We start from the raw sequence: 25,088 nt of genomic DNA on the forward strand, positions 1-25,088 counted from the left end.
GGCTCATCCCCGCGCATGCGGGGAGCACGAGTACGTCTGGGGCGTGGAGGACGTCGAGGCGGGCTCATCCCCGCGCATGCGGGGAGCACTCGGGCGCGGATGTCGCCACGCGCTGCTGGACGGGCTCATCCCCGCGCATGCGGGGAGCACGATGTGGTAGAGCAGAATTGGGCTGGCACCGCGGGCTCATCCCCGCGCATGCGGGGAGCACCGCCTGGTGGTTGTCGATCAGGCGGAGGGTGGAGGCTCATCCCCGCGCATGCGGGGAGCACTCGACGATCTCGTTGAACGGGATCACACGCACCGGCTCATCCCCGCGCATGCGGGGAGCACAAGCAACTGCACCACATCATCGGGCAGGCCCAGGGCTCATCCCCGCGCATGCGGGGAGCACGGCCCCAGCAAGTTCGAGGCCGCCGCGAACGCGGGCTCATCCCCGCGCATGCGGGGAGCACATGACCACCCCCCAGAAGCAGAGGCGCGCGACGGGCTCATCCCCGCGCATGCGGGGAGCACGTCTCCGGCCATGTCCTGGCACGCCTGCCACCCGGCTCATCCCCGCGCATGCGGGGAGCACCACACGGAGGGCGGCTACCTGCTCACCTACGACGGCTCATCCCCGCGCATGCGGGGAGCACGGTCAAGGCGTTTCTGTAGAGGCTGGCGGCCAGGGCTCATCCCCGCGCATGCGGGGAGCACGGCTTGCAGGGGTAGAACTCACCGTTCACGCCCGGCTCATCCCCGCGCATGCGGGGAGCACCGACGTGCTGCAAGTGCGCGCCAACACGCGGGGGGCTCATCCCCGCGCATGCGGGGAGCACGCCAGGACGGCACACCGGCCGCACGACGGCGGGGGCTCATCCCCGCGCATGCGGGGAGCACTGCGTGGGGACGATGCGCCAGCCCGCGCGCGACGGCTCATCCCCGCGCATGCGGGGAGCACGCCGGAGGCCAGCCACACGTCGAGCTGGAACCCGGCTCATCCCCGCGCATGCGGGGAGCACCTCTCCGCGACGCTCTCGAACATCCGCGTGCTGGGCTCATCCCCGCGCATGCGGGGAGCACGGCGTCGTGGCAGGAGATCATCACGGCGGCCTCGGGCTCATCCCCGCGCATGCGGGGAGCACCTGGCCCCGGCCGTGCGCGCCTTCGGGGCGGCGGGCTCATCCCCGCGCATGCGGGGAGCACGGGATGCTTTGAGCATCCGGGTGGTCCGGGAGCGGCTCATCCCCGCGCATGCGGGGAGCACCGCAACCGCCCGGCCTTGCTGATCTCGGCCTGGGGCTCATCCCCGCGCATGCGGGGAGCACCCGACCCTCGAGCTCGTGCAGGTGCAGCTCGCGGGCTCATCCCCGCGCATGCGGGGAGCACATTCAGGGCACTTGCACCGTAATGTCTACCGTGGGCTCATCCCCGCGCATGCGGGGAGCACACTTGAGAACCGGCGTGATTACTAGGGTATGTCACACGGGGCCACGCGATTTCATTCACTTTGACGGTTTTGGCCGCCACGCTTCCAGGCTGGCTGTCGCGATCGATACGCCGCTCTCGCCGTGCTCCAGCCTGTACGGCGGGTGGGGGCCGCTTCATTCGGCGCTCTAGCCTCCCGTGGCAACGGGCGCCGCATCAGTGTTAGACCGTCCAGATCGACGGGTTCCCAGTGATGGCGATGGGTCTCCACACGAAGACGCTGCTCGCTCTGAGCCCGGTACACCAGAAGTGCCCGACCATCACGGACGCCCTCCTTGACCTTCTGCCAGAGCTCCGCTCGAATCCTCTGGCTGGGGTTCCCGACGAAGACCCCCGAATCGATCTCCATCAGCCACCGGGTCAGTTCTCCCCGCAACCCTGCGGGGGCTGCGGTGATGACCAGGACCATCATGGAACCACTCCATAGCCGGTGCCGCTGGGCACCACCCGATCTCCTCGGCCACTCCACAACGACAAGGTGTCGTCCTGATCCCAGCCCTCCGCGAGATCTTCGCCCAGCAGGTCGGTGATGTCTCGCGCGCACCGCTCCAAAAGCCTGTGCTCTACGACAGCATCCCGTACCGCTCGTCGGACCGGCCCCTCGACGTCTCCGTCCATGAGGTGGGCAGCGGCGTCGAAGGCGGTCGGGATGGTGATCTCCGCCTTGTACAGATCAGCCACGTCGTAGACGAACGATCTGTCGTTACCGGTATGGACGAATCCAAGCCCGGGGGCACAGCCGAGCGCGGCGACCACCGAGTGAACTACTCCATACAAGGAGGTATTCGCCACCGTGAGTGCTCGATTCACGGTGTCCCCCTCCTCGAAGTGCGCCGGGTCGTAATCGCGTCGGGTCCATTCGACTCCCGTCCGACGAGCATGTTCCCGGTACAGGCCACGCACACGGGCTCCCTCCCGGCCCCGCAGTTGTTGCATCGTCAGAGCGCTGACATCCTCCCCGGGGAACCGGAGCGCATACATACGTCGCGCGACTGCCAATCGAGAGCGGGTAGAGGACACCAGCTCGGCCTGGCGGACAAGCAAACGGGTCGAGCGGGCCAAAGGCCGGCCATGGGCGTAGTAGCGGACCCCGTTCTCTCCCACCCATACGACCGTTGCTCCCGAGTCCCCCAACAGCGACATCGCAGCGTGGGTGACACGAGTACCCGGGCCGAGGAGGAGGCAGCCAAGGGCGGCCGATGGGATGTGGAGAACGCCGTCCTGGTCCGTTGCCGTGACGGCATTCCCCTCCCGATGGATAGTCGATCGCTCGATATAGACGAAGGAATAGCGATCAGCGACCCTCGTCAGTTCCTTCGCCTCCATACGGGGACCGCCCACTCCCCTCAGCTCCTCTCGGAGAGAGGCCGCAGCGTCATCAGCCCGCAGCCGTACGCCTTGGCGCGTCCCATCCCTGCGGTCAGAGCAGTCCGCAAACGCTCAGGGTCTTCGATCTGGAGCGCGCCGTCGAACTGCGCCATACGCAGAGTGACCTTCTGCCGTTCTTCACCTTCTGCACGCCGACCGAACCGCTCATCCCGGCGAGCAGTCACCGTCACCAGGAGGGGCGAGTCCTGACCATCTTCAACAGGTTGCCCTTCCTGATCCATCAGGGAGAATCCCCATCGGGACGAGCGCTCCTTCAACCACTGCGTCTGCTGGGCAGGCGTGACATGGGGGAGGATCTTCCCCCGCTTTCCCGACCCCGACGAAACACTGTGCACGGGATTCGCCGTGAGACGGAACCCCCATTGTTGGCCTCTGCGCAGGCGGGAGAGGAAGGGGGAATAGTCCACGGACGACCATCCTTCCCCTGCCCATCCTGCCTGCTCCACCACATGGGTGAGGTCCGGCTCTCGAGGACCCACGAGGTACAGGGTGTGCCGCTGTCCGTCCTGGTCCACTCGCCACAGAGGACGGCCCTGCATCGAGGCATGGGTGTCCGGTGAGTACGCAGCCATGACTGCCGCATGCATCGCTTGTCGATTGAACAGCAGGTTCCTGCCGCCACGAGTCGCCGGATTCAGAACCATTCGAGTCAGAACGCTCATGCTCCGACCACCGCCTCCCAGAAGGGGTCTCGACTGTTTCGACCGCTCGAGTTCTCGAACTCGACCGGCGGGGGCATGTGCACTGCCCGCCAGGCATAGTCCCGCCGCTGCGGGTCGAAGCTGAGCGGTACGTCTCTCAGCTGTTCCTCCACTGCTTCTCCGGGACGAGCGTCGCGGTAGAGGGGGAGGCTCACACGGGTCGGGCGGGTCCTGCGATGCCATTCTGAGGCTTGCCACTCGACCGAACGCAGCACGGACTCGACGTCTCCGCCCTCCATCACACCCACCACGAGATCGTGGTTAGCCGGGCATGTTCGCCGCCCGAGGAAGAGCGGGAACGCAGGATTCCGCAGGGAAGCTTCAAGGCTCTTGATCAGCGTGTCCGGTCCCCCGATGGCCACAAGGAAGCAGGCGTCCTCCAGGTAATACCGATTGCTCAGCCGGGCAGGCGGACCAGAGCGCCAGTCGATCGCTGTCTGGTAGTCCCGCAGAACGGTCCCAGGCTGGTCGACGCGAACCCCGAATTCCAGCTCGGCCAGGTCCTCCACCGCGTCGCTCCGACGGCGGCCTTCGGCTGCGGCAAGCAGACCGACGACGGCGGACTTGGTCGGCGCATGATGGGTGCGCCGTTCCTGATGCCGGCTGTCCTGTCCCCAGGACTGCAGAGGGCCTTTGAATCTCAGGACGAGGACCGTCACGCGAGCACCTCGGCGAGTTCGGCCCCCAGCTCCTCGAGCAGCTGGGCCCGGCTGACGTTGCTTCCCACGGAGGACAGCGCCTCGACGAGGGCCGGCATGGCCACCACCCAGGTGCGCCGGGCCGGGGCGTCATACATGTCGGCCAGCCCGTTCGCCTCTGCAGCGAGCTTCCGTGCAGCAGCCTGGCGACGCCCGCCGTCTGCATCCTGTGCCACAGGCTCTTCGAAGGCGTTGACCCAGGACACGGGGCGGTCCTCCCTCACCGCCACCACCACGACCTCCGGCATGGTGTTGTTGGCGAAGGTGTTCTGCTTACCCGTGGGCATGGAGGTGATGAACGCCTTCACAAAGGCATCCACAGCACGCAGCGCCATCTCCCGAGAGCCAAGGTTCGCGATGAGGCCGTCCAGGTTGATGTTGGCGTACCGATAGAGGCTGGAGGAGGTGAACGGCACCGTGCCGATCATCCCGGCGCCAGCTTCCTCAGCATCCGACATCATGTCATCGACGGCCGTGAAGTAGTCGAACTCCGGCTCCGAGGCGCTGACACCGATCGCGTGAGCCACCTGGACCGAAGCGTCGACGTTGTAGGACGGTTCGTCCGCGACCATGCGGCCGAACATGGCGACGTCCACGGAGTGGGCGGTGTCGACGAGCTCCGCCGCCTCCTTCTTGGACCAGGAGGTGTCTTCCTTCGCGTTGACGGCTTCGGCGATCCGGGTCACCTGCTGGTCGCTGAGGAACAACAGGTAGCCGACCTCCGCGAAGATCGCGTCGAGCTTCTCCTGCTCGGTGGCGTTCTTGCCGAGCTTCTTCGGGGCCGGCTTGAAGCCCGCCTTCGACAGAAGGGCCTCGGCACCTTCGGCGGCCTTCACCAGAAGCTCGCGGTGCTGGGAGTCCGCCAGGTCTGGGTTGCTGATGCCCTGGAGGGAGACGGCCCGGTAGGCGATCTTCTCCACCACACGCTTGGTGCGGACCCCCAGCTCCGACGGATCCAGATAGTTCTTGAAGTCCTCACGGATGGCACGCTTCCATGCCTGCGAGGAGACACGCTGGCGGGGGACTCCTCCAAAGGTCGCCGTCTTCGGGGCGCCCGTGTCGTCTCGGTTGATGTTGTTGGGCGGGAGGGTCTGCAGGGCGTGGATGTCGATGAAGATGCTCATGGTCGTGGGTCCTTTCGTGGAGGTGTAGTGGGGAGATAGTCAGTCAGCAGGAGTGGTCGAGGATCTCAGCGCAGAGGCATAGTCGCGGCCCCAGCGCACGACCGTCTCGCGGCGGCGCTGAGGATCCCGCAGGCGTCGCAGGTCCTCGGCCAGCCTCCCGTAGTCGAGGCCGATCCCATGTGCGCTCAGGAGACCGACCAATGAGCGGAGGTGGTAGCGGAGCCCGGATGGGGTGGTGGCGAGCATGACCGCGTCCAGTCGAGGCTTGATCGACTCGCTGTCCGTACGACGGCGGAGCTGACCCACGGCTGCACCCACCCCGGTTCCAGTGACGTGCATGGGCATAGTGTTCGACTGCTGGTGCATGCTGAACAGGGTGATGGCCACGAAAGCCGCCCACTCGGAAGTCGAGGGCGCTTCGCCGCGTCCGTGTTCCCTGTCATGGAGGTCCCCCAGCACGTGCTCTGAGACCTCCCACCAGGCGCGAGGGTCCTCACCGGGCTCCTGAGCAACCGCACGGCGCAGGCGGCTCAGGGTTGCTCGAGCGCGAGTGACCGCATGTGCGTCAGCGCTTAACAGCTCTCGCTGCAGGCGATGCGCAGCCGCTGCGGTTGCCCGATACAGGCTCGGGGCCGCAGGTTCTCCCTCCTGAGTGCGGTTCGGCATCGCGTCCTTCCTCTCCATCTGTTCCGTCATGAGGTGGCCATTCCCTTCTCTGCGAGAGTCTTCGTGCCCTGTGCCTTCGACCCGAAGTGCTTTCGGAAAGAACACTCGAGGTGCGCGCGCGCCGTCGCCACACTCACCAGGCGGCCCTCATCGTCCTCACGGCCAATGACCGCGCTCGGACTGACACTGGAGGCCAAAGCGCGCGCATGTTCCAGAGCGACCCGTTCGGCTTCCTTGAACCACTTCGCCCGGTATTCGGTGGCGTCAGTCTCCGGAGTCAGCGCGGCCAGCCACGCTTTGAAGGGCTCATTCAGGCTCGTGAGGAACGCTTCCGTCGCATCCGCACCGAAGACGTAGTCTCCGCTCGCCGCCTGCTTCAACACGCCGGCGAACTGCCCCAGGCCGATCGCCACCTGCATGGTGGCTTCAGCAGTGGAGGTGATCAGAGGAGCGGCCCTCTGCTTGTCCCGCATGAGGATGCTCAGACGCAGCGGCATGGTCTCATCCACCGTGGAGACCACCACAGCGTCCTGTGTGCCGTAGACCGTCCCGACCAGCTGCACGGTGACCAGGGGGTCTTCGTCGAGAAAGTCCTCGGCCTCCCGTGCCATATGGGGCAGCTCCATGACCGTCGACGGGGGGCGGACGTCCGCCTTCGCCCCCTCACCTTGAGCGAGCAACGGGCCGATGCCACGCCACAGGGTGCGCGTCTCCGAATGCGCGCGAGGCATCCACACATCCCGCCCGGCTTTCTTGGACTGAGGTCCGCTCAATCGATACGCCGTCATCGGATCGGACATCTCGTTCTGGGACTCGAGGCGGTCTCCGTTGGCGACCAGGACACCCGTGACACGCCCCTGCGAACTGAAGAGACGTACACGGCGGATCTGCCACGTCAGCAGATCGCATGGACCCATCGCATGTTCCACACCACGGGCACCAGCCCCGTCCGGCGCTCTCTCCCAAACGGGAAGGTCTCGCTCTGCCTGTTCCCCGAACACGAGGTGGGGAACCGTGTTCAGGGTGAGGGTCTCGGCAAGGTTGCGGCCATGCAGGATGACTCCGCCGCCTCGCCCAGACCATCCGGTGCCGATGGGATACCCCTTCCCACCTTTCACCCGGGAGTCGCCCACAGCACCGGACTTGATGCCCGAGTAGTTCCATGCCTGGAGGTGAACCAACCAGCGGGCCGCCTCCGCGAAGTCCAACGACTCGAGCCCCTTGCCTGCTCGCATCGTGAAGTACGGAGACTCGGCATCGGGAATCAGCTTGCGGACGGGACTGTGTTCCCCCTTGGCCGTGTGCAGGTCAGCAACCTGCATGAACGGGTGGCTGGGATGGAGAAGGTCCCAACGAGGGGCGACCTTATCCAGGTAGCTCTGAATGCGCTGGCCAGCCTGGGCGTCCTCATCCCCGGTGAACTGAGCCCCCCACCATTCGGCGGCTTCCTCGGGTGAACCGTCTGCCAATCGCGGGTCCTGACGGTGAGCCCGCCAGAAGACCACGAGGAGCAGACGGAGCAGAGCCAGGTCCTGCTGAGGACTGTCTCCTGCGATGCGGAGCACCTCCCTGCTCTGGGCGAAGGTCTCCCGGACTGAGAGGATTCGCCGTTCGCCATGCACGTCCAAGCACATGATCCAGGGGCGAGTTGTGAGGTCGTAGGCCTCAGCTTCGTCGTGCAGGTCCGTCATGCTTTCTCCTCCGTGAGTCCGAACTCGCTGTCATAGTGCAGAGTGACACCCGCGAGCGTGGCTTTGAAGTCCCGGTCCAGTGCGAGTTGAAGCTGTCCCCGCAACAACGGGGTGTCCTGCCAGGCCAGGTCGGTCTGACGTTCGAGCTCACCCAGTGCCCGCTCGAACAACCACGGCCGGCTGAAACGTCGAGGAAGGCGCACTGCCGATTCTGCGATCCTCTGTGCGTCCTTCCACGCCGGGACCATGCCTGCTGAGAGCACTCTCTCCTCACTCTCCGAGGTGAGGGGGACATAGCCTCCAGGGGCTTCCCGGGTGAGCAGCACCTCCAACATCGGGTCAGCGTCACGCACCTGAGCCGAGCCCCTGGCCTCCCCCTGAAGGGAGTCAACGTCTGCGCCGGACACAGGCCACAGCTGTTCGAGGCCGGAGACTCGCCTCCCCCACGGCAAAAGAAACGTCTCCGCCTTGGCCCGTTGCTCGTCCCGGTGGGCTTCCCACTCCGCCTGCGCCTGCTCCCACGATTCCTCCCATGTGGGAGGCAGAGCAGGGTCGCCCCCATAGGCGCGCCTCACCAGCGATGGAATGTCAGCAGGCAACTGGACAGCCGTCCCACCCCGGAAGAGGGTGAGGACGCCGGCCGAGGCCAACAGTGCGGCCAGAGGATAAACCCGGGCTTGGGAGGGCTCTAAGGCTGGTGGAGCCTCCTCGGAGCCGATGCTCTCCATTCCTCGCACATAAACCTGGGGTTCATGCGTCCATGCCGGGCGATCCTCGTCTGGCCGGTCATGCCGATGCACGCGCCCACATCGCTGGAGAACGAGGTCCACCGGAGCGATGTCCGTGACCATCACGTCGAAGTCCAGATCCAACGACTGTTCGACGACCTGAGTCGCCACGACGATTCGGCGATGAGGGCGTCCAGCACCCCGGTGGGCCCGAGGGCCGAGGTGATCCAGCAGTTCGCGCTCGCGGGAGACCCGGTCTGCAGCAGTGAAGCGTGCGTGCAGCAAACGGGCGTCGGCTCCGACAGCTTCCTTCGCGAGACGGTAGGCATGCTGTGCTCGAGCGACCGTGCTGCACACAACCAGGAGGCATCCTCCGTCTTCCCTCACCCGACCCATCAGCCTGGAAAGCGCATCATCGTCATCCGCCATCGGGCGGACATTGACGGTATGCCGCCGGCCGGAAGGAGCCGTCGCCGTGGCTGTGATGCCCTGGCGGCCAGCGGCGGTGATCACGGGGTAGGCATCACCGGTATCCGGCACTTCCTCCGGTCCTACAGTTCGAGAGTGCAGGCCCGAGGAATAGGCGGCGATGAGTTCTGCCTTGGCCCCATGGGGCAGTGTTGCAGACAAGAGGATGACGGGGGTTCCGTACGTTCCCAGCCAGGTCAATGCACGAGCCAGATAGCGACTCATATAAGCGTCATATGCGTGGACTTCATCAATCACCACCACTTTGGAGGCCAACGCCAGATGGCGGAGCATCACATGTTTTGACTGCAGGGCCGTGAAAAGCACTTGGTCCACTGTGCCCACCGCGATGGACGAGAGAAGCCCCTTCTTCCGGCCGACCAACCACTGGTGGGCAACAACTGCACCTCGCCTGCCTGGGGCGTCCTCGTCCTCCCCCACGGAGCGCACGCCCAGACCCCGAGTGGGAAGCGTCCGGACGTCCTCATTCAGAGCAGCCTTGGAGTGAGCGAGGAACATCGAGGCCGGCACTCCCGGCGCACCCGCACGTTCAGCCCATGATGTGACCCTGGGAACGAGTCCGTCCGATGTCGCCATCGTGGGTGCCGCGACCATGACGCCGTTGCGCCCAGTACGCCGTGCCAGCACCTCTGCGGCCAGCAGGGCCGCCTCGGTCTTGCCGACACCCATCGGCGCCTCGATGCAGAGCAAGCCCGGCCCGTCGAGGTTCTCCGCCGCACGGAGGACTTCTTCCTGAACAGGCCACGGTCGGCGGTCCGCACTCCACCCGAAGCGGTCGCTGTAGGCGGCGTCCGCGGTGTCCGGCAGAGGCCGCGTGGTCCAGGAGCCGGCGAGGTCGAGCCGCTCCCACGCCTCAGCGGCACGCCGCCGAGAGGATGCCTCCTCGGCGGCGGTCAACGGAAAGAGCTCCTGATTGGACGCGATCCAGTCCGCGAGGATGACCAGGGCCGTCAGCTGCATCTGCTGCTCGCGCTTCAAATGCCGCAGGGGGATACGTTCGAGCATCTCCCTAGCCCCGGTGTACTCGGCCATCGCATCCAACAGCTCATCCTGAACCTGCCTCCACGGGGTGCTCAGGAAGAGTTCAGCATCCCGAATCTCGCCCTCCCTCGCCGGTAAACCGTGGTGCGCACCGGCGATGGCAGCTAGCCTGTAAGCATTCCCGGCTTTCATCCCGGGAACACGAGCGAGAAGCCACCGTTCGATGCCACCGGCGCTCCCGACTGAATGAGGGTGCCACTCCGTCGCGGACGCGGGACCGCTCAGCGGGAGGCCCGCGTCGACCACACGGTCGGCAAAAGCCTCCCTTCCGGGACGAGACATGAGCTGGCCTTGGAACGCAGGTGTCGCCTTGCCCAGATCGTGGACTGCGGCAAGCCAGGCCACCAACCGCTCCCCCTCGCCCTGCAGGTCGAGAGCCTCCTCCAGCGCCAGGCGCACTCCTGGGGCAAGCCATTCCCGCCACAGCAGTGACGCCACCTCCGCCGCGTCCATGAGATGCCTCGTCAGGGTGAGCCAGTCCTCCGGCTCCGGACCAGTCTTCGCCCACAGACTCGCCGCTTGGGGACTCCACTGCCGTCCGCTCGTCTCCATGCTCCACTTCCTTAACAGGTCCGCTGGCGACTGCATGCTGTGTGCGAGCAGTCACGCGTCGTCTCTCACCCGACACTGTAGCCTTGCCGGACACTGCAGACAACCCCCTCAAACGCCCCCAAACTAAGAAGTTCTGACTTATGACTCCGGCTGTTTGCTTCCTCCCCCGCAGCGTCCCTCATGGGCCAGCAGCACCGCCTTCGCCCATGGGCAGCCTGGCTCCTTACCATGGAGGGCGCACCGAAGCTTCGGTGATGAGCCCTTCTTCGCTTGAGGGCGACTCGTGTGCCCGGAGTCATCCGGGATGGCCGGCCCTCCGGCCCCGACGCGCGGGCGGGAGGTCGAAACCTGAGCGCTGATGCCGTCAGGCCTCCCGCGCGTCGTCGTCGCACGGGGGCCACAATCGGCCCCCACCCCACACCCGCACACCCCGGCCCACGCACTCCCGCGCCCGCCCACGCGCTACTGTGCGACGCAGCCATCACACGCCTGACCAGCCCCGGAGCCCCCGTGACCCTCACCCTGCCCGCCCGCCTCGCCCACACCGCCGCCGCCTACCCGGGCACGCCCGCGCTGATCCTCGGCGAGGAGGAGACCACCTACGCCGAGTTCCACCGGCAGGTCCGCCACCTGGCCGGCCTGCTGCGCGCCGAGGGGGTCAGCCCGGGCGACCGGGTGGCGCTCATGCTCCCGAACATCCCAGCGTTCCCGATGCTGCTGTTCGCGGTACTGGAGGCCGGCGGCGTCGTGGTGCCCATGAACCCGCTGTTCAAGGAACGGGAGATCACCCACGTCCTCGCGGACTCCGGCGCCACCATGCTCTGGGCCGGCCCCTCCCCCGAGGCGGCCGCATCCGCGCAGGCCTGCGGGGTGCAACTGCGGGTGGTCGGCCCCGACGGCCTCGCCCCGCACATCGCCCCACACCTCACCGCCAGCCCCGGCCCGGCAGACACCCCCGCCCCGCGGACCCTGGAGGACGACGCCGTCCTGCTCTACACCTCCGGCACCACCGGCCGCCCCAAGGGGGCCCGGCTCACGCACCGGAACCTGGGCACGAACACGGACGCCGTCGCCGAGACCCTGCTGCGCCTCACCGCCGAGGACACCGTGCTCGGCTGCCTGCCCCTGTTCCACGTGTTCGGGATGACGTGCGCGCTGCTGACCTCCGTGACGGTGGGCGCGTCCCTGGTGCTCATCCCCCGCTTCGACGCCGCCGGCACCCTGGCGGCCATCCGCGAGCGCCGGGCGACGATCATGCTGGGGGTGCCCACCATGCTCGGGGCGATGCTGGCCGCCGGTGGCGACCGTCCGGAGGATCTGGCGACGCTGCGGATCGTGGTGTCCGGGGGGTCGAGCCTGCCGGTGGAGATCCTGCACCGGTTCGAGGCGACGTTCGGCTGCGAGATCCTCGAGGGGTACGGGCTGTCCGAGACGTCCCCGGTGGCGTGCATCAATCGCCCGGGTGAGGAGCACCGGGCCGGCTCGATCGGCCGGCCTCTGCGGGGCTGCCGGATGCAGTTGGTCGCCCGGTCCGGTGAGGTGATCCCGGAGGGGGACGACGGCGGCCGGCTGGGGGAGATCTGGATCCGCGGGGAGAACGTGATGGCCGGGTATTGGGGTGACCCGGAGGCGACCGCGCAGGCGATCACCTCGGAGGGCTGGTTCCGTTCCGGGGACATCGGCCGCCGGGATGCGGAGGGGAACTACTACATCGTGGACCGGCTCAAGGACGTGATCCTGCGTGGGGGGATGAACGTGTACCCGCGGGAGGTGGAGGAGGTGCTCTACGAGCATCCGGCGGTGGCGGAGGCCGCGGTGGTGGGGGTGCCGCACCCGTTGCTGGGGCAGGAGGTGGCCGCGTTCGTGGTGCTCGCCCCGGGGGCTCGTTCCGGCGGAGAGACGACGCGCGGGCAGGGGACGATCGAGCAGGAGCTGATCGCGTTCGTGCGGGATCGGGTGGCCCCGTACAAGTACCCGCGGACGGTGACGGTGCGTGACGGCCTGCCGAAGGTGGCCGCCGGGAAGATCCTCAAACGGGAGCTGGCGGCGGAGGCCGCCGCCGGCCCGGGCGGGCACTGAGCCGGGGCGGGCCGGGCCAGGCAGGGGCCGGTGCCGGTGCCGGGCCAGGGCACCGGCCGCCGTCGTCGTCGTGGGGGGTGAGGGCGCTCAGCCCTCCTTGGAATCGACGATCTGGATGGCCCGGGTGTCCGGGGCGGTGTCCGCCACGTAGTCCATGGCGCGGTCGAGATCGCCGGTGCGCTCGTAGGCGTCGTGGACCTGCTCCCACAGCGCCGCGTTCTCCACACCGATCTCGCGCGGGTTCAACACCGGGTCCTGGCCGGCGCGGCGCTGGCGGTCGTAGTCCTTGAACAGGCGGATGGTCACCGGGCTCAGCAGCACGAGCGCCAGGATGTTCACCCACGTGTAGATCCCGACGCCGAAGTCCGCCAGGGACCACACGAACGCGGAGGTCTGCACCGAGCCGTACACCATGGACAGCGCCAGGGCCACGCGGGCCACCGTGATGGTCGCCTTCTGCACCCGCTTGTTCGGGATCAGGTAGGCGAGGTTCGTCTCCGCGTAGAAGGAGAACGAGAGCAGCGTGGTGAAGGAGAACAGGAACACGGCCAGCGCCACGAAGGAGGGGCCGAAGGTGGGCAGCACCGCGTCCACCGCGTTCTGCACGTAGGCCGGGCCCTCCTCCGTGCCGGGCAGGTGCTCGGTGATCAGGCTCTGATCGTCCGGGCTGAGCACGTTGAAGCTGTTGGTGGCCATGATCATCAGGGCCGTCATGGTGCACACGAACAGGGTGTCCACGTAGGCGGAGAACGCCTGCGCCAGGCCCTGCTTCACGGGGTGGGAGACGTGCGCGGCCGCGGAGGCCTGGGCGCCCGCGCCGGTGCCGATCTCCGTGGAGTACACGGCCCGGCGCACCCCCCAGGCGATCGCGGCGCCGAGCAGGCCGCCGTAGAGGGAGTTCATGCCGAAGGCGCTGGAGAAGATCAGACCGAACATGGCCGGCAGGGCCTGCCACATGGCGATCATCACGATCAGGCCGACCACGATGTACGCGGCCGCCATGAACGGCACCACCAGGCCCACGGTGCGGGCCAGCCGGTGCATGCCGCCGAACACCACCAGGCAGAACAGGGCGGCCATGCCCAGGCCCACCCACAGCGGATCCCAGCCCCAGGCCTCGCTGGTGGCGGCGGTGACGGCGTTCGCCTGGATCTGCGGGCCGGTGATGACGCTGGCGAACACGGCCGCGGCCGCGTAGGCCACCGCCAGCCAACGCCAGTTCCGGCCGAGGCCCTCGAGGATGTAGTAGGCCGGGCCGCCGCGGAATTCACCGCGCACCTTGTGCTTGTAGAGCTGCGCCAGGGAGCTCTCTGCGAGCGCCACGGGGGCGCCGAACAGGGCGGTCACCCACATCCAGAGGATCGCGCCGGGCCCGCCCAGGTAGATGGCGGCGGCCACGCCGGCGATGTTGCCGACGCCGATGCGCCCGCCCAGGGCCATGGCGAACGCCTGGAAGGAGCTGACGCCGGCCGAGGAGGAGCCTCCGCCGATCAGCTGGCCGACCATATCCTTGATCAGGCGGAACTGCGGGGCCGCCATGCGGATGGTGAAGTACACGCCGAGGGCGAGCAGCCCGAAGACCATGGGAAGACTCCACATGATCTCGTTGGCCGAGGTGATGAACGCTTCCATGGGGTCCCTTCATCGGGCTGACACGGCCCGTTGTTCCGTTGCCGGTGCGCCGCAGGTGGTGTCCCGGCGCCTTCCGGGACCCTACGGGAGCCCTCAGCCGGATACGGGCGGGGTGACGTAACACTGTGCCACGTCTGTGCCGCTCTCCCCTGGGGTGTCTCCGGTCAGCCCCTCCGGGTGCGGTGCCCGATCATGGCGCCGAGCGCACCGCCCAGGAGGAGCCCGGCCAGCGGGGGAAGGCACTGGTACCGATCACGCACGCCCGCTGAGCCCGCCTCTCACCCCTCGGGCAGGGCCACCTTCAGGCGGGCGTGGGAGCGGCCGGTGGTGTCCTTGAGGATGTCGTACTCGACGTCCACATGGGGCTCGATCGCGCTGTACTTGTCGTTCGGGGCGCCGATCACCAGCTGGAAGCCCAGGCCCCGCCACGCACCGATGGCCCGCTCGGTGAAGTGGGCGTCGGCCTTGACCATCGCCTCGTCGAGGAACACGGGAGCGTACCGGGGGCGGGCGGCGTCGGCGTCGCCGAGCTGGTAGCGCAGGGCGGCGCCCACGATGAACGCCACGAGCTCCTGGGACTCACCGCCGGACTTCTCACCGATGTGGTCGTACAGGGCCACGTGCTCACCGGTGTCCGCGTGGATCTTCTCGGCACTGACCCGCACGTGTTGGCGCACGTCGATCAGCTCCACCGCCTCGGGGGCCTCCGGGCGGATCCGCTCGATGAGCCGGGCCATGCGCGTGTACGCGGCCTCCCGCTCGGCGTCGGTGCGGGCCTGCTCGATCAGCGACCGCACCGCCCGCAGCTCCCGCCGGAACCGCTGCCGGGAGGCGGACTGCGTCTCCCGGGCGCTGATGCGCAGGCGGTGGTCGTCGTCGTAGAACGGCAGGTCGGCCATGATCGTGTTGATCGGTTCGATCCGTTCGCGGATCTCCCGCAGCGCCCGGGTGAGGGTGGAGTCCAGGTTGGTGAGGTCGTTGCCGGAGAGCTTGAGCAGGTTCTCCCGCCAGGCCCCCTCGAGCTCGTGCAGCCCGTCCGCCTCCAGCTCGGCGAGGATCCGTTCGAAGTCCCCCACGGAGGTGTCCGGGTCGGCCCGGAGGTTGGGGTTGGGCCAGCGCTCGAGGAACGTCTCGAGGGTGCGGCGCAGCGTCTGCCGGTTCTGCTCGAGGGCGGCCTGGGCGGCCTCGCGGTCCTCCTGCAGCCGGCTCGCGGCCAGGCTCAGGGCGGTGTCGAAGCGTTCCAGGGCGGCCCGCGCGTCGGCCTCCACCGGCTCCTTCCCGACGACGGCGCCCCCACCCCCGGCGCCCACGGCGCCGGCGTCCACAGCGCCGGCGGGATCGATGCGGGCGCTGAGGTAGGCACGCTGCTCGGCGGTGAGGACGCGGCCGGAGCGGGCGGCGTCGTCGAGCACGTCCTGGGCGGCGTCCACCTCCTCTGTGATGCGCGTCCACTCGGCGTTGAGGGCGCGCCCGCCCTCCTCGGCGATCACCGCCTCACGCTGGAGGGTCTGCTCGCGCTCACGCAGCGCGGCGACCTTGCCGCGCAGCTCACCGAAGCGGGGGTCCTTCTGGGTGATCTCCTCGATCACACCACCCCACCGCTGCTGCTCGGCCTCGGCGCCGGGCACGTCGATCTGCCCCCAGTCGAGGTCGAGGACCCGTTGCCAGGCCGAGCGGCGCCCGGTGTCCTCCGTGTGCAGCCGCCGGGTGTGCTCGGCCTCCTCGAGAGCCTCCTCCACGCGGGCGTGGGCCACCTCCAGCCGGCGTTCGAGCTCGGCGAGCCGGTCCCGGTTGGAGAAGCCCAGCACGTTGCGCCGCAGGTCGCCGCCGACCGCGCCGCGGGTGCGCTCGGCGGTCTGCCCCCGCAGGGTGAGGGCCCGGGGGTGCTGGTCGAGCTCCTCGGCAGAGGCCACGCACACGTACCCGAACCGGCGGACCAGGTGCTCCTGCAGGGCACCGGTGAACGGGCCGGGGCGGTAGTCGAGGCGACCGGGCAGGGTGGCGGCGTCCAGGGCGTCCTCGGCGGGCAGGCCCGTGGGCAGGGCCTCCAGCTGCAGCCGCCGGCCCAGCCCGGCCTCATCCGCGGCACGGCGGAACCGGGGCAGGTCCGCCTCGTCGAGGAGCACGGTGGTGGCGAACCCGCCCAGGGCCAGGTTGAACGCGCCCCGCCAGGGGGCGTACTCGGTCTTGACCTGCACCAGCTCCCCCACGAACGGCAGCTGCGCCGGGTCCGTGCCGGTGGCGCGGGCCAGCTGGTCCCGGGCCTCGTGCAGCTCCGGGGGGATGTTGTCCTTCAGAGCGCTGACCTGGGCGTGCTCCTTCCTGAGCTCGCTCTCCTCCGCCTGGGCGTCCCGCAGGCCGATGCGGGCGGCCATGAGGTCCTCCAGCCCGCGCTCCTGCCCGTCGGTGTCCTCGAGCTCGGCCCGGGCCCGCTCGGTCAGGGCCGTGAACGCCTCCCGGGTGGACAGGTCCGGGCGCAGCACAGCCAGGGACTCGGCGGCCGCGTCCCGGCGCTGGCGGGCGGCGGCGGCACGGCGCTCGGCCTGGACGTACTCCCGTTCTGCGTGGGCGAGCCGGTCCCCACCGGAGGCGCGCAGCACCTCTTCGAGGCCCTCACGCTCGTCCCTCACAGCGGTCAGCTCGGTCCAACGACGCCGGGCGGTCGCCTCAGAGCCCCGGCTCCGGGCCCGCAGGTCGTCCTCGAGGGCGCGCAGCAGCTCGAGCCGCCGGCCGGCGTGCCACAGGCCCGCAGGGCTGGCGGCCTCTGTGGGGGTGCCGACCTCGGCCACCAGGCGCAACCGGTCGGAGGCCTGCTCGATGCGCTCGCGCAGCCCCGGCACGGGCTGGAGCATGGCGACCTGCTGTTTGGCGGTCTCCATACGGCGCCGGGTGCTCTCCAGCTCGTCGAAGTGCTCCACGACGGCCGCCGCCGTCGCGAAGGTCTGCGGGCGCTCCAGGACGAAGTCCTTGTAGAGCCGGTCCACCGTGGAGATCGGCTGACCGGCCTGGATCTTCGCCAGCAGGTCCATGGCGTGCTCGCCGGCACCGGCGGCACCGATGCCGAGGGTGGCGTGCACGCGCGCCCAGAACTCGTGGTCCGTGGGCACAGTGCTCAGGCCCAACGCCCGAACGGCGGCGTCCGAGAGGCGGCGCTGAGCGGCATCCTCGAGGCAGGCGAGGTCGAAGGGCCCGTCCGTGACGGCCCGGACCTTCACGGTGTCCTCCAGCAGGGTGGCGTCCGCGGGGATGTACCAGGCGCGCAGGGCCGTGAAGCGGCGGCCGCCGTGGTCCTGCCAGGTCATGGCGATCGCCGTCCAGGTGTCCTCGCCGTCGCCGCGCAGCACACTCATCCGGGTGCCGGACTCGGTGCGGGTCTCGTCCGTCTTGCCGCGGCCGTAGGAGAGGATGTTGCGCTGGTCCTCGCCGCGGGGCCGGCCCGTGACACCGCCGTTGGAGGCCCCGTTGAAGGGGGTGCGGTGCGGCATCATCAGCGCGATGTAGGCGTCCATCAGGGTGGACTTGCCCGAGCCGGAGCCGCCGCAGAGCAGGGTGGCCCCCGGGGAGAACCGGACCCGGTGGGCGCCGTCATAGCCGCCCCAGTTGACCAGCTGCAGGCGCTCGGCCGTCCACTGCTCCCCGCGGGAGGCCGTGGGGATCAGGCCGAACAGGGTGTCCTCCATGCTCATCGTGCATCACCTTCCTGCGCGTGGGCGTCGGCGACGGCGTCGTCCGGGGTGTCGGCGTCTGAGTCCGGGGTGTCGGCGGCCCCCTGCCCGGCCTGCTCGCGCAGCCAGGCGTCGAGCTCACGCAGCCGCTCGGCGCTGAGCACCACCTCGATCAGCGGGGTGATCCGGTACCGCTGCGGGGAGTCGAGCACCACCACCCCCTCTGTGGTGAGGCGGGCCACCGCCGTGTGTACGGAGCGCTGCCGGCGGGCGAGGTCGCCGTCGTCCTGGGAGAAGTAGCTGAGCACGGTCTGCTCGATCTCCTCGAGGTCCACCCGGGCGGCGGTCTCCCCCGCGACGGTCTCGCGCTGGTACACGCCCCGCAGGTACACGAGCACGAGGGTCTCGGCGCGGGTGTAGGGGTCGTCCTTGAGCAGGATCGGCACGTCCACCTCATCCGAGCGGACCTGCCGCTTGTAGGCCAGGCCGCGGTCCGTGTCGATCACCAGGCGCACGAACAGATCGTTCAGGCGGGACTCCACCACGGCCCGGTGCTCCAGCAGCACCGCCCAGTCCTGCGGGTGGGCGTCGGCGTCGAGCACACGGCGCTGCAGCAGGCGCACCAGCACACGCCGCACCTCGGGGGCGAGGACGCCGCGGTCACCGGGGAAGCAGGCGTCCGGGTCGGCCTCGATGCGGGAGGCGGTGAGGAAGCCGCCGGGCTCCGCCGGGGACTCGGGGGCGTGGGCCTCGGGGGCCGGGGGCTCAGCCACGGGCGGCTCGGGGATGTGGGGCTCGAGGGCGTGGGGCTCGGTCACGGGGTCACGTCCTTGTGGGTCTTGGCGATGAGCGAGGCGAAGGCGAAGCGGCGGCGGGTCCCGTCGGGGCGGCGGGCCTCCACCACGGAGACCTCCCCGCCGGGCCGCATGCCGTTGCGGTGGGCGAGCTCGAGCAGGCCGAGCAGGTCCGCAGGGCGGCGGACGTCGTCATCGGCGGCCTCGAACGCGGCGGCGAGGTCCACCTCCTGGGTGCCGTCGGCACCGAGCGCGGCCAGGTGCTCCTCGAGTTCGCGGTACCGGGGCCCGCCCCAGGCCTGGGCTTGGGACTCTGGGAAGCGGGGGTCGGCGATGTCCCGGTGCAGCGGTGCAGGCCGGCCCGGGGGCCGGGGGTCCCGCACGGTCAGGCGCAGGTTCCCGACGGCGGCCACGGGCAGTCCGCGCAGCACCGGCACCGGGTCCGCGGCACGCCCACGGGTCTGCTCGGTCCAGGCCTGCAGACCGGTCATCACCCGGCGCAGAAGGTCGTCGACCTCACGATCCCGGGCAGGGTCGTGCGTGCGGACCTGCGCGGTGATCACATGGGAGGCGCGGCGCTGGGCGGTGAGCACCTGGTCCACACCGTGCTCGATGCGGCGGGCGACGGCGGCCAGCTCGCGCCGCTGCTCGGCCGAGAGCAGGCGGACGAACGGCAGGGCGAGGACGGCCTCGAGCTGGTCGGTGAGCTGGTCGATCTGCTCCGGATCCCCGATCAGCCGCAGGGCGCCGGCGAACGCGCGCCCCTCCGGGGTGGCCTCCATGATGCGGTCAGCCTGCTCGAGGTATTCGCGCAGCACCTCCCCGGCGGGGCTGTCGTCGGCGCGCAGGCGGGTGACCACCTGCCGCTGGATGCGGGTGATGGACTCGGCCACACGGGCGAAGTCCGCGGGCAGCTCCCGGGTGAGGTGCAGGACGTTCTCGGCCTCCTCGCGGAGCTCCTCCTCACTGACCGGCTCCTCCTCGCCCGCCTTGAGGCGGGCCAACTGGGCGTCGAGGGCGTCCCGTTCGGCCTCGAGGGCGGCGATGCGCTCGGCCGGGTCCGGTTCGGCGTCCTGGGCGAGCTGGTCGACGGCGTCGAGCAGGGTCCGCACGCGCGAACCCGAGACCCTCGCCCGCCCCGGACCGGTGCGGCCGGCGACCTCCAGGGCCGTCACGGCGTGCGCGGAGAGACGGTAGACCTCCACGTCCTCCTCGATCTGGGTGGTAAGCCAACCGGACTGCGCCCAGCGCCGGCACACGTCCCGGCCGGTGCCGGCGGGGAGGGCGCGGTCGTCGTCGTACCCCTCGGCGCGCAGCCGGTCCAGCATGTCCTGGATCTCCACGTGGGCGTCCGCCACCGCCACCGCCTGCCGGTCCGAGGTGAACATGACGCCCAGCGCCGCGACCACGAACGGGGCCTGGCTGCCGTGCAGCAGCCGCAGGGTGGGCGCGGAGAAGGCCGTCCGGGCCCGCTGGTAGGCCCCCTCGATGCGCTGGTTCTTCATCGCCACCAACCTAGCGGGCGCCACGGACACGCTGAGCACCGGGCGGGGAGGTCACAGCAGTGCGACGACGGCCCGGCTCGCCGCGGGGGCGAGGTCCACGGCCCGGACCACGGCGAACGCGGTGATCACCGTGACCACGAGCCATTCCCGCCAGGAGCCGGTGGCCCCGAGCAGCGGCAGCCGGAAGCGGCCGGAGGACGTCCACAGGGGGTTCCTCACGGGTGCGCCCGGGTACAGCGGCCACAGCAGGGGAACGCCGACGGCGGTGAGTGCGTCCCCGAGGATGTGCACGCTCACCCCGATGGCCACGGACGCCGGGATCCACCACAGTCCGCCGCCGAGCACCGTGCCCAGCACCGCGACGGCGGCACCCAGCGCCCAACCCGCGAGCACACCCCGGGCGGGCAGCAGCCTCAGGGCCTTGGCGGCCACGGCCACGAGGAACGCCGCGATGATGCCCTGCCCTGGCGCGTAGGTGTGCCCGGCGATCTCCACCTGCGGGATCGCGGCCAGGACGGCCACCGCCGTGAACGCCGCGACCCCCAGGATCGAGTGGGTGCCCTGCCGGTGCCCGCCGGAGAGCCGGCTGACCACGCGGGAGATCCACTCGGTGACCGGGGGAAGGGCGTGGGCGACCGTGGCGCGGGGGTGGTCCCAGTCGCTGATCAGGGCTGCCCCGGCGGTGGTGAGGGCGCCGAGCAGCTGGATCTCCGGGGGCATGTGCAGGGCCTCGACCGGGGAGAGGCTCCCGGTGAGGGCGAGCCAGGCGGCGGCGCCGGTGGCGGCATGGGATGGGCCCATCATCGGGGCGGCCTCCTGGGGTGCGGACGGTCTTGGGACCGTCACACGATGCCGCAGGAGGCGGACACGTTAAGGCCGGACACGCCCGAGGACGTGCCCCGGGCTGTGTCCGAGGGTGCTGGTGGGGCGCCCGTGCGGTCCAGGACCGCGAGGGTCAGAGCCGCGCGGGTCAGGACCGCGCAGGCCCGGCCCGTGAGGGTCAGGCCTGCGACGGAGGGGTCCTGCGGCTCAGAACAGCTCGTCGCCGCTCTTGAAGCCCAGGCCCGGGTGGCGGTCGAAGCGCACGACGCCCACGGGCACCTTGCCCTCCACGGCCTTCGTGACCCGGGCGACGCCCTCGTTGCCGAAGCCGGCGCACAGCTCGATCGCGTTGATCCCCTTGGCCACGAGGTCCTTGGCGACCTGCTCGGCCTGCGCGTAGTCCACGCAGCCGACCACGGTGAGGGTCAGGCCCTCGCTGACGAGCTCGGCGGTGTGGGTCTCCGGGGAGACCTCCGGGGTGACGTACACGAACGCGGCCTTCATCATCATCTTCTCCTTGCTGCGGGGGCGGGCCGGCACGGCCCGCGGGGGCACGGGCGGCAGACCGCGGGGGCGGGGCCGTCCGGTTCGCACCGTACTCGCCCCGCCCCCGAGATTCGCCCGGATTGCTCAGTTGTAGAGCATGCCGCCGTCGACCAGGAGCACCTGGCCGGTCACGTAGTCGGAGCGCTCGTCCGCGAAGAAGGACACGACGCCGGCCACATCCTCCGGGGTCTCGATGCGGCCCAGCGCGATGCTGTCCACGTTCTCCTTGAGGTTCTGGCCGATCGGCTTGCCGTTGACCTCGTGGAGCTTCTCGTCGATGAGGTCCCACATGCCGGTGCCCACGATGCCGGGGGCGTAGGCGTTGACGGTGTGGCCCTTGGGGGCGAGCTCCTGCGCGGCGGCCTGGGTGATGCCGCGGACCGCGAACTTCGTGGAGGAGTAGGCCGAGAGGATCGGGAAGCCCTTGACCGCGGCGATGGAGGCGGCGTTGACGATCTTGCCCTTGACGCCCTGCTCCTCGAACTTGCGCACGGCGGCCTGGATGCCGAAGAACACGGAGTGGACGTTGATCCGGTAGATCTTCTCCAGCTCCTCCTCGGTGACCTCCAGGATCGGCTTGACCTGGGCGATGCCGGCGTTGTTCACCAGGGTGTGCAGGCCGCCGAGGGCCTCCGCGGTGGTGTCCACGGCCTTCTCGAAGGCGTCCTTGTCGGTGACGTCCAGGGCCACGAACACGGCCTTGCGGCCGAGCTCCTCGATCTCCTTGACGACGCCCTCGCCCTTCTCCTTCTGGAAGTCCAGGTCGGCGATCGCGACGTCGTAGCCGTCCTGGGCCAGCCGCAGGGCGATGCCCCGGCCGATGCCCTGGGCGGCTCCGGTGACGGGGGCGACGCGGTTCTGGTTCTCGGTCATGGCGACCATCTCCTCAGTGTGACCAACGGGTGTGGTCTGACCACTCAAACACCCCCGTTCGGGGAGTGCGGCCCCCATCGTCACTTATGACATCACTGTGATGATCGTCGATATATCCGTGCGTCGTGGGGGCCGCAGGCCCGGGCCAGTGGTCAGTTGACCAGCGTGGCCGGGCGACGGCCGGCGAGGGCCTCGTGCGCGTTCTGCGCGGGGATTACCACGTAGTCCCGCGCCGTCTTGGCGCTGCGGAAGGCCGAGTGGGGGCTGACCGTCACGTGCGGGTGGGCCACGAGGGGATCGCCGGCCGGCGGGGGCTCGGTGGCCAGGGTGTCCAGGAACGCCCGCCGCACCTGGCCGGACTCGAGGGCCGCCAGCAGGGCCGGCTCGTCGATCAGGCCGCCACGGGACACGTTCACCACGAACGCACCCTCCGGCAGCAGTGCGAGCTCCCGCTCGCCGATCATCCCGCGGGACTCCTCCGTGAGGGGGGCGTGGAGGCTGAGGATGTCCGACTCCTGCAGCAGCTCCTCAAGGGAGTGGACGCGGCGCACGGCGCTCGGCCAGTCCTCCTCGCTGACGTACGGGTCGTAGGCGACGATCTCCCCGACCACAGGCGTCGCCAGGGTCACGAGGTGCCGGGCGATCCTGCCCAGGGCGAGCAGGCCCAGGCGCTGCTCGGACAGACGTGCGGGCATCGGCAGGGCCGCGTAGTCCCAGCCGCCCTCCTTGACCTGCGTGTTGGCCTCGGGCAGGAAGCGGGTGATGGACAGCAGGCCGGCCAGGGCGTGAGCGGCGACCTCCTCCTCGGCGACGCTGGGCATGTTGTAGACGTCGATGTCCAGGGCGCGGGCGGCCTCGACGTCCACGCCGTTGTAGCCCACGGACATGGTGGCCACGACCTTCAGCTGGGGCAGGCGCTCCATCAGGGCCCGGTCCACCGGGATGAAGCTGACGATCAGCGCCTCGCTGTCCGGGGCCTTCTCCACGACCAGCTCCGGGTCCGTGGAGTTCAGCACGAGGACCTCATGGCCCTCTCCTTCCAGGAACTCCACTGCCTCGGCAGGGTCCATGGTGCCGGTATCCGTGATAGTGATCTTGGCCATCTCAGTACTCCTCTTCTGTTCGGTGAGGGGGTCATCGTCGGGGGCGGATGCCCGTCTCACCTTGTCACAGCCCCCTGGCCGGGGGGATGGGTGACCGGCTCCGGGTCAGTCCCAGCGGCCGGCGCGGGCGGCGAACTCGTCGAGGCAGGCGAGCACCTCGGTGGCGAGCCACACCCGGTTGCGCCGCTGCGCGTTGAGCAGTTGCAGGGCCCCGATGGTCACGAGCTGCTCCACGGCCCGCTGGGCGGCCGGCCGGGACACCCCGAGCGCCGTGGCCACATGTTCCACGGTCACCGCTGGCTGGCCCACGATCACCCCGAGTGCCCGCCAGGCTGCCGCGTCCCGCCGTACCCGCAGCGCTCCGAGGCGCTCGGTCCACCCCTGCACCGCGGCCTCGAGGTCCGCCACCAGTCTGCGCCCGTTCCCGACGCCGGCCAGTGCGGCCTGAGCGAACCGGCGGACGATGGGCTCGGGGTCGCCCTCCCGGTAGGCGGTGAGCGCGTCGAAGTACGCGGCGGTGTCCGTGAGCAGGCCTGCCGAGAGCGGAGTGCTCATGCCGGTGGTGGCTCTGGCCCGGCGCAGCACCGCGTGGACGAGGACTCTGCCGGTGCGGCCATTGCCGTCGGCGAACGGGTGAATGGTCTCGAACTGCGCGTGGGCGATCGCGGCCTGCACGAGCACGGGCACGTCTGTGCGCCGCAGGTAGGTGAACAGGTCTGCCATGGCGGCGAGCACCCGGCTCTGGTGGGGTGGCACGAACTGCGCGGTGTGCGGGGTCGGCGCACTCCCACCGATCCACACCTGGGCTCGACGATAGGTACCGGGCCCGGCTGCATCCTGCCCGACCATGAGGGCCGCATGGGCACGGAGGAGGGCGGGCTCGTCGAGGTCCTCGGCGAGCCCGACGGCGGCACGCATCGCCGCCACGTTGGCCGCCACGAGCGCGGCGTTGGGCCGGGTCCTCTCACCGAGGGTGGCCAGGGCGAGGGCGCGGGCTCCGGCGGTGATGTGCTCGATCTGGGAGGAGGAGGCGGACTCGGTGCGCAGCAGCACGGCATCCAGGGGAGCGAGGTCCCCGGTGAGGCCGGGCAGGGCGCGGGTGGTCTCGGCGTCGAACCGGAGGATCTCCGCGAGGGCGTCCTCCGCCTCGGCGGACAGCTCCGGGGGCAGGCTGACTTCCAGCTCCGCAATCCGGGCGGGGACGGCGGCCCGATACGGGCCGGCGGCGCGGGCGCGCGCACGCCGGCTGAGGGGGCCGACGTCGTCCGGGGAGACCGACCAGGGGTGCGTCTCCCAGGTGACGGCGAGCGCCGCGCGCGGATCGTTGCCCATGACCTCACCTTACGCAACGATCGGACCGGATCGTTGCGTAACGCGGGACCGTGCGCAACGTTCTGCACTGTCAGTCAGGCGCTGTGACCGCCGGGCCGGCTCCTGGCACGGATCCACATCGACAGATTGACACCCAAGACTTACATCCGACCAGGACGTGTGACTCTCGAGAACGAGACTGTCACTCT

18 protein-coding genes and 1 CRISPR repeat array are annotated in these 25,088 nt (G+C 69.8%); of the genes, 1 reads left to right on the forward strand and 17 read right to left on the reverse strand.

All coding sequences use genetic code 11. The features are described from left to right. Positions 1-1,432: direct repeats of the CRISPR family, unit length 28 nt; unit sequence GGCTCATCCCCGCGCATGCGGGGAGCAC. 51 nt (positions 1,433-1,483) lie between these two features. From cas2e to cas3, 8 genes are read right to left on the reverse strand one after another with little or no spacing between them, the layout of a single operon-like run. Continuing rightward, positions 1,484-1,882 (reverse strand): type I-E CRISPR-associated endoribonuclease Cas2e, encoded by a 399-nt coding sequence (cas2e, locus tag SPI96_RS01250; RefSeq protein WP_321080551.1) that lies wholly within the window; start codon positions 1,880-1,882, stop codon positions 1,484-1,486. Continuing rightward, entirely contained in the window at positions 1,879-2,796 is a 918-nt protein-coding gene (gene cas1e / locus SPI96_RS01255) for a type I-E CRISPR-associated endonuclease Cas1e (protein ID WP_321080552.1), read from the reverse strand. The genes cas2e and cas1e overlap by 4 nt, the downstream gene beginning before the upstream one ends. 20 nt (positions 2,797-2,816) lie before the next feature. Continuing rightward, the gene (gene cas6e, locus SPI96_RS01260; RefSeq protein WP_321080553.1) at positions 2,817-3,521 is read right to left on the reverse strand and encodes a type I-E CRISPR-associated protein Cas6/Cse3/CasE; all 705 of its coding nucleotides are present in this window, start codon (positions 3,519-3,521) and stop codon (positions 2,817-2,819) included. Then, positions 3,518-4,219, reverse strand: coding sequence for a type I-E CRISPR-associated protein Cas5/CasD (gene cas5e, locus SPI96_RS01265; RefSeq protein ID WP_321080554.1), 702 nt, complete (start codon positions 4,217-4,219; stop codon positions 3,518-3,520). The genes cas6e and cas5e overlap by 4 nt, the downstream gene beginning before the upstream one ends. After that, a complete protein-coding gene (gene cas7e / locus SPI96_RS01270) occupies positions 4,216-5,382 on the reverse strand; it encodes a type I-E CRISPR-associated protein Cas7/Cse4/CasC (protein WP_321080555.1) in 1,167 nt (388 codons plus the stop codon). Before cas7e ends, cas5e begins: the two co-directional genes overlap by 4 nt. Positions 5,383-5,421: 39 nt before the next feature. Further along, positions 5,422-6,078, reverse strand: a complete 657-nt coding sequence (casB, locus tag SPI96_RS01275) for a type I-E CRISPR-associated protein Cse2/CasB (RefSeq protein WP_321080556.1) — start codon at positions 6,076-6,078, stop codon at positions 5,422-5,424. Then, positions 6,075-7,739 carry a type I-E CRISPR-associated protein Cse1/CasA gene (gene casA, locus SPI96_RS01280; protein ID WP_321080557.1) on the reverse strand — a complete coding sequence of 555 codons (1,665 nt, stop codon included), beginning with the start codon at positions 7,737-7,739 and terminating at the stop codon, positions 6,075-6,077. Before casA ends, casB begins: the two co-directional genes overlap by 4 nt. Next, a complete protein-coding gene (gene cas3 / locus SPI96_RS01285; protein WP_321080558.1) occupies positions 7,736-10,549 on the reverse strand; it encodes a CRISPR-associated helicase Cas3' in 2,814 nt (937 codons plus the stop codon). The genes casA and cas3 overlap by 4 nt, the downstream gene beginning before the upstream one ends. 510 nt (positions 10,550-11,059) lie before the next feature. On the opposite strand from cas3, the gene SPI96_RS01290 reads away from it, so the two are divergent. Beyond that, positions 11,060-12,628 carry a long-chain fatty acid--CoA ligase gene (locus SPI96_RS01290; protein ID WP_321080559.1) on the forward strand — a complete coding sequence of 523 codons (1,569 nt, stop codon included), beginning with the start codon at positions 11,060-11,062 and terminating at the stop codon, positions 12,626-12,628. Between the two features lie 87 nt (positions 12,629-12,715). Here the strand turns inward: SPI96_RS01290 and SPI96_RS01295 are convergent, their stop codons facing one another. The 9 genes from SPI96_RS01295 to SPI96_RS01335 form a co-directional block, all read right to left on the reverse strand. Then, positions 12,716-14,260 (reverse strand): alanine/glycine:cation symporter family protein, encoded by a 1,545-nt coding sequence (locus SPI96_RS01295; RefSeq protein ID WP_321080560.1) that lies wholly within the window; start codon positions 14,258-14,260, stop codon positions 12,716-12,718. Positions 14,261-14,538: 278 nt separating this feature from the next. Continuing rightward, entirely contained in the window at positions 14,539-17,946 is a 3,408-nt protein-coding gene (locus SPI96_RS01300) for an ATP-binding protein (RefSeq protein ID WP_321080561.1), read from the reverse strand. Continuing rightward, positions 17,943-18,743 (reverse strand): DUF4194 domain-containing protein, encoded by an 801-nt coding sequence (locus tag SPI96_RS01305; protein ID WP_321080562.1) that lies wholly within the window; start codon positions 18,741-18,743, stop codon positions 17,943-17,945. The genes SPI96_RS01300 and SPI96_RS01305 overlap by 4 nt, the downstream gene beginning before the upstream one ends. Beyond that, positions 18,740-20,224 (reverse strand): DUF3375 domain-containing protein, encoded by a 1,485-nt coding sequence (locus SPI96_RS01310; protein WP_321080563.1) that lies wholly within the window; start codon positions 20,222-20,224, stop codon positions 18,740-18,742. The genes SPI96_RS01305 and SPI96_RS01310 overlap by 4 nt, the downstream gene beginning before the upstream one ends. A 51-nt stretch (positions 20,225-20,275) precedes the next feature. Beyond that, the gene (locus SPI96_RS01315) at positions 20,276-21,028 is read right to left on the reverse strand and encodes a metal-dependent hydrolase (RefSeq protein ID WP_321080564.1); all 753 of its coding nucleotides are present in this window, start codon (positions 21,026-21,028) and stop codon (positions 20,276-20,278) included. A 225-nt stretch (positions 21,029-21,253) separates the two neighbouring features. Beyond that, complete coding sequence (locus SPI96_RS01320) at positions 21,254-21,601, reverse strand: DUF6506 family protein (RefSeq protein ID WP_321080565.1); 348 nt, start codon at positions 21,599-21,601, stop codon at positions 21,254-21,256. A 75-nt stretch (positions 21,602-21,676) separates the two neighbouring features. Beyond that, positions 21,677-22,465: an acetoin reductase gene (locus tag SPI96_RS01325; protein WP_321080566.1), complete on the reverse strand. Its 789-nt coding sequence runs from the start codon at positions 22,463-22,465 to the stop codon at positions 21,677-21,679. Positions 22,466-22,617: 152 nt separating this feature from the next. Further along, complete coding sequence (locus SPI96_RS01330; protein ID WP_321080567.1) at positions 22,618-23,568, reverse strand: C-terminal binding protein; 951 nt, start codon at positions 23,566-23,568, stop codon at positions 22,618-22,620. 105 nt (positions 23,569-23,673) lie between these two features. Next, a complete protein-coding gene (locus SPI96_RS01335; protein ID WP_321080568.1) occupies positions 23,674-24,900 on the reverse strand; it encodes a Fic family protein in 1,227 nt (408 codons plus the stop codon). Between the last annotated feature and the right edge of the window lie 188 nt (positions 24,901-25,088).

This window comes from Micrococcus sp., from assembly GCF_034179925.1.
Classification (GTDB): Bacteria; Actinomycetota; Actinomycetes; order Actinomycetales; family Micrococcaceae; genus Micrococcus.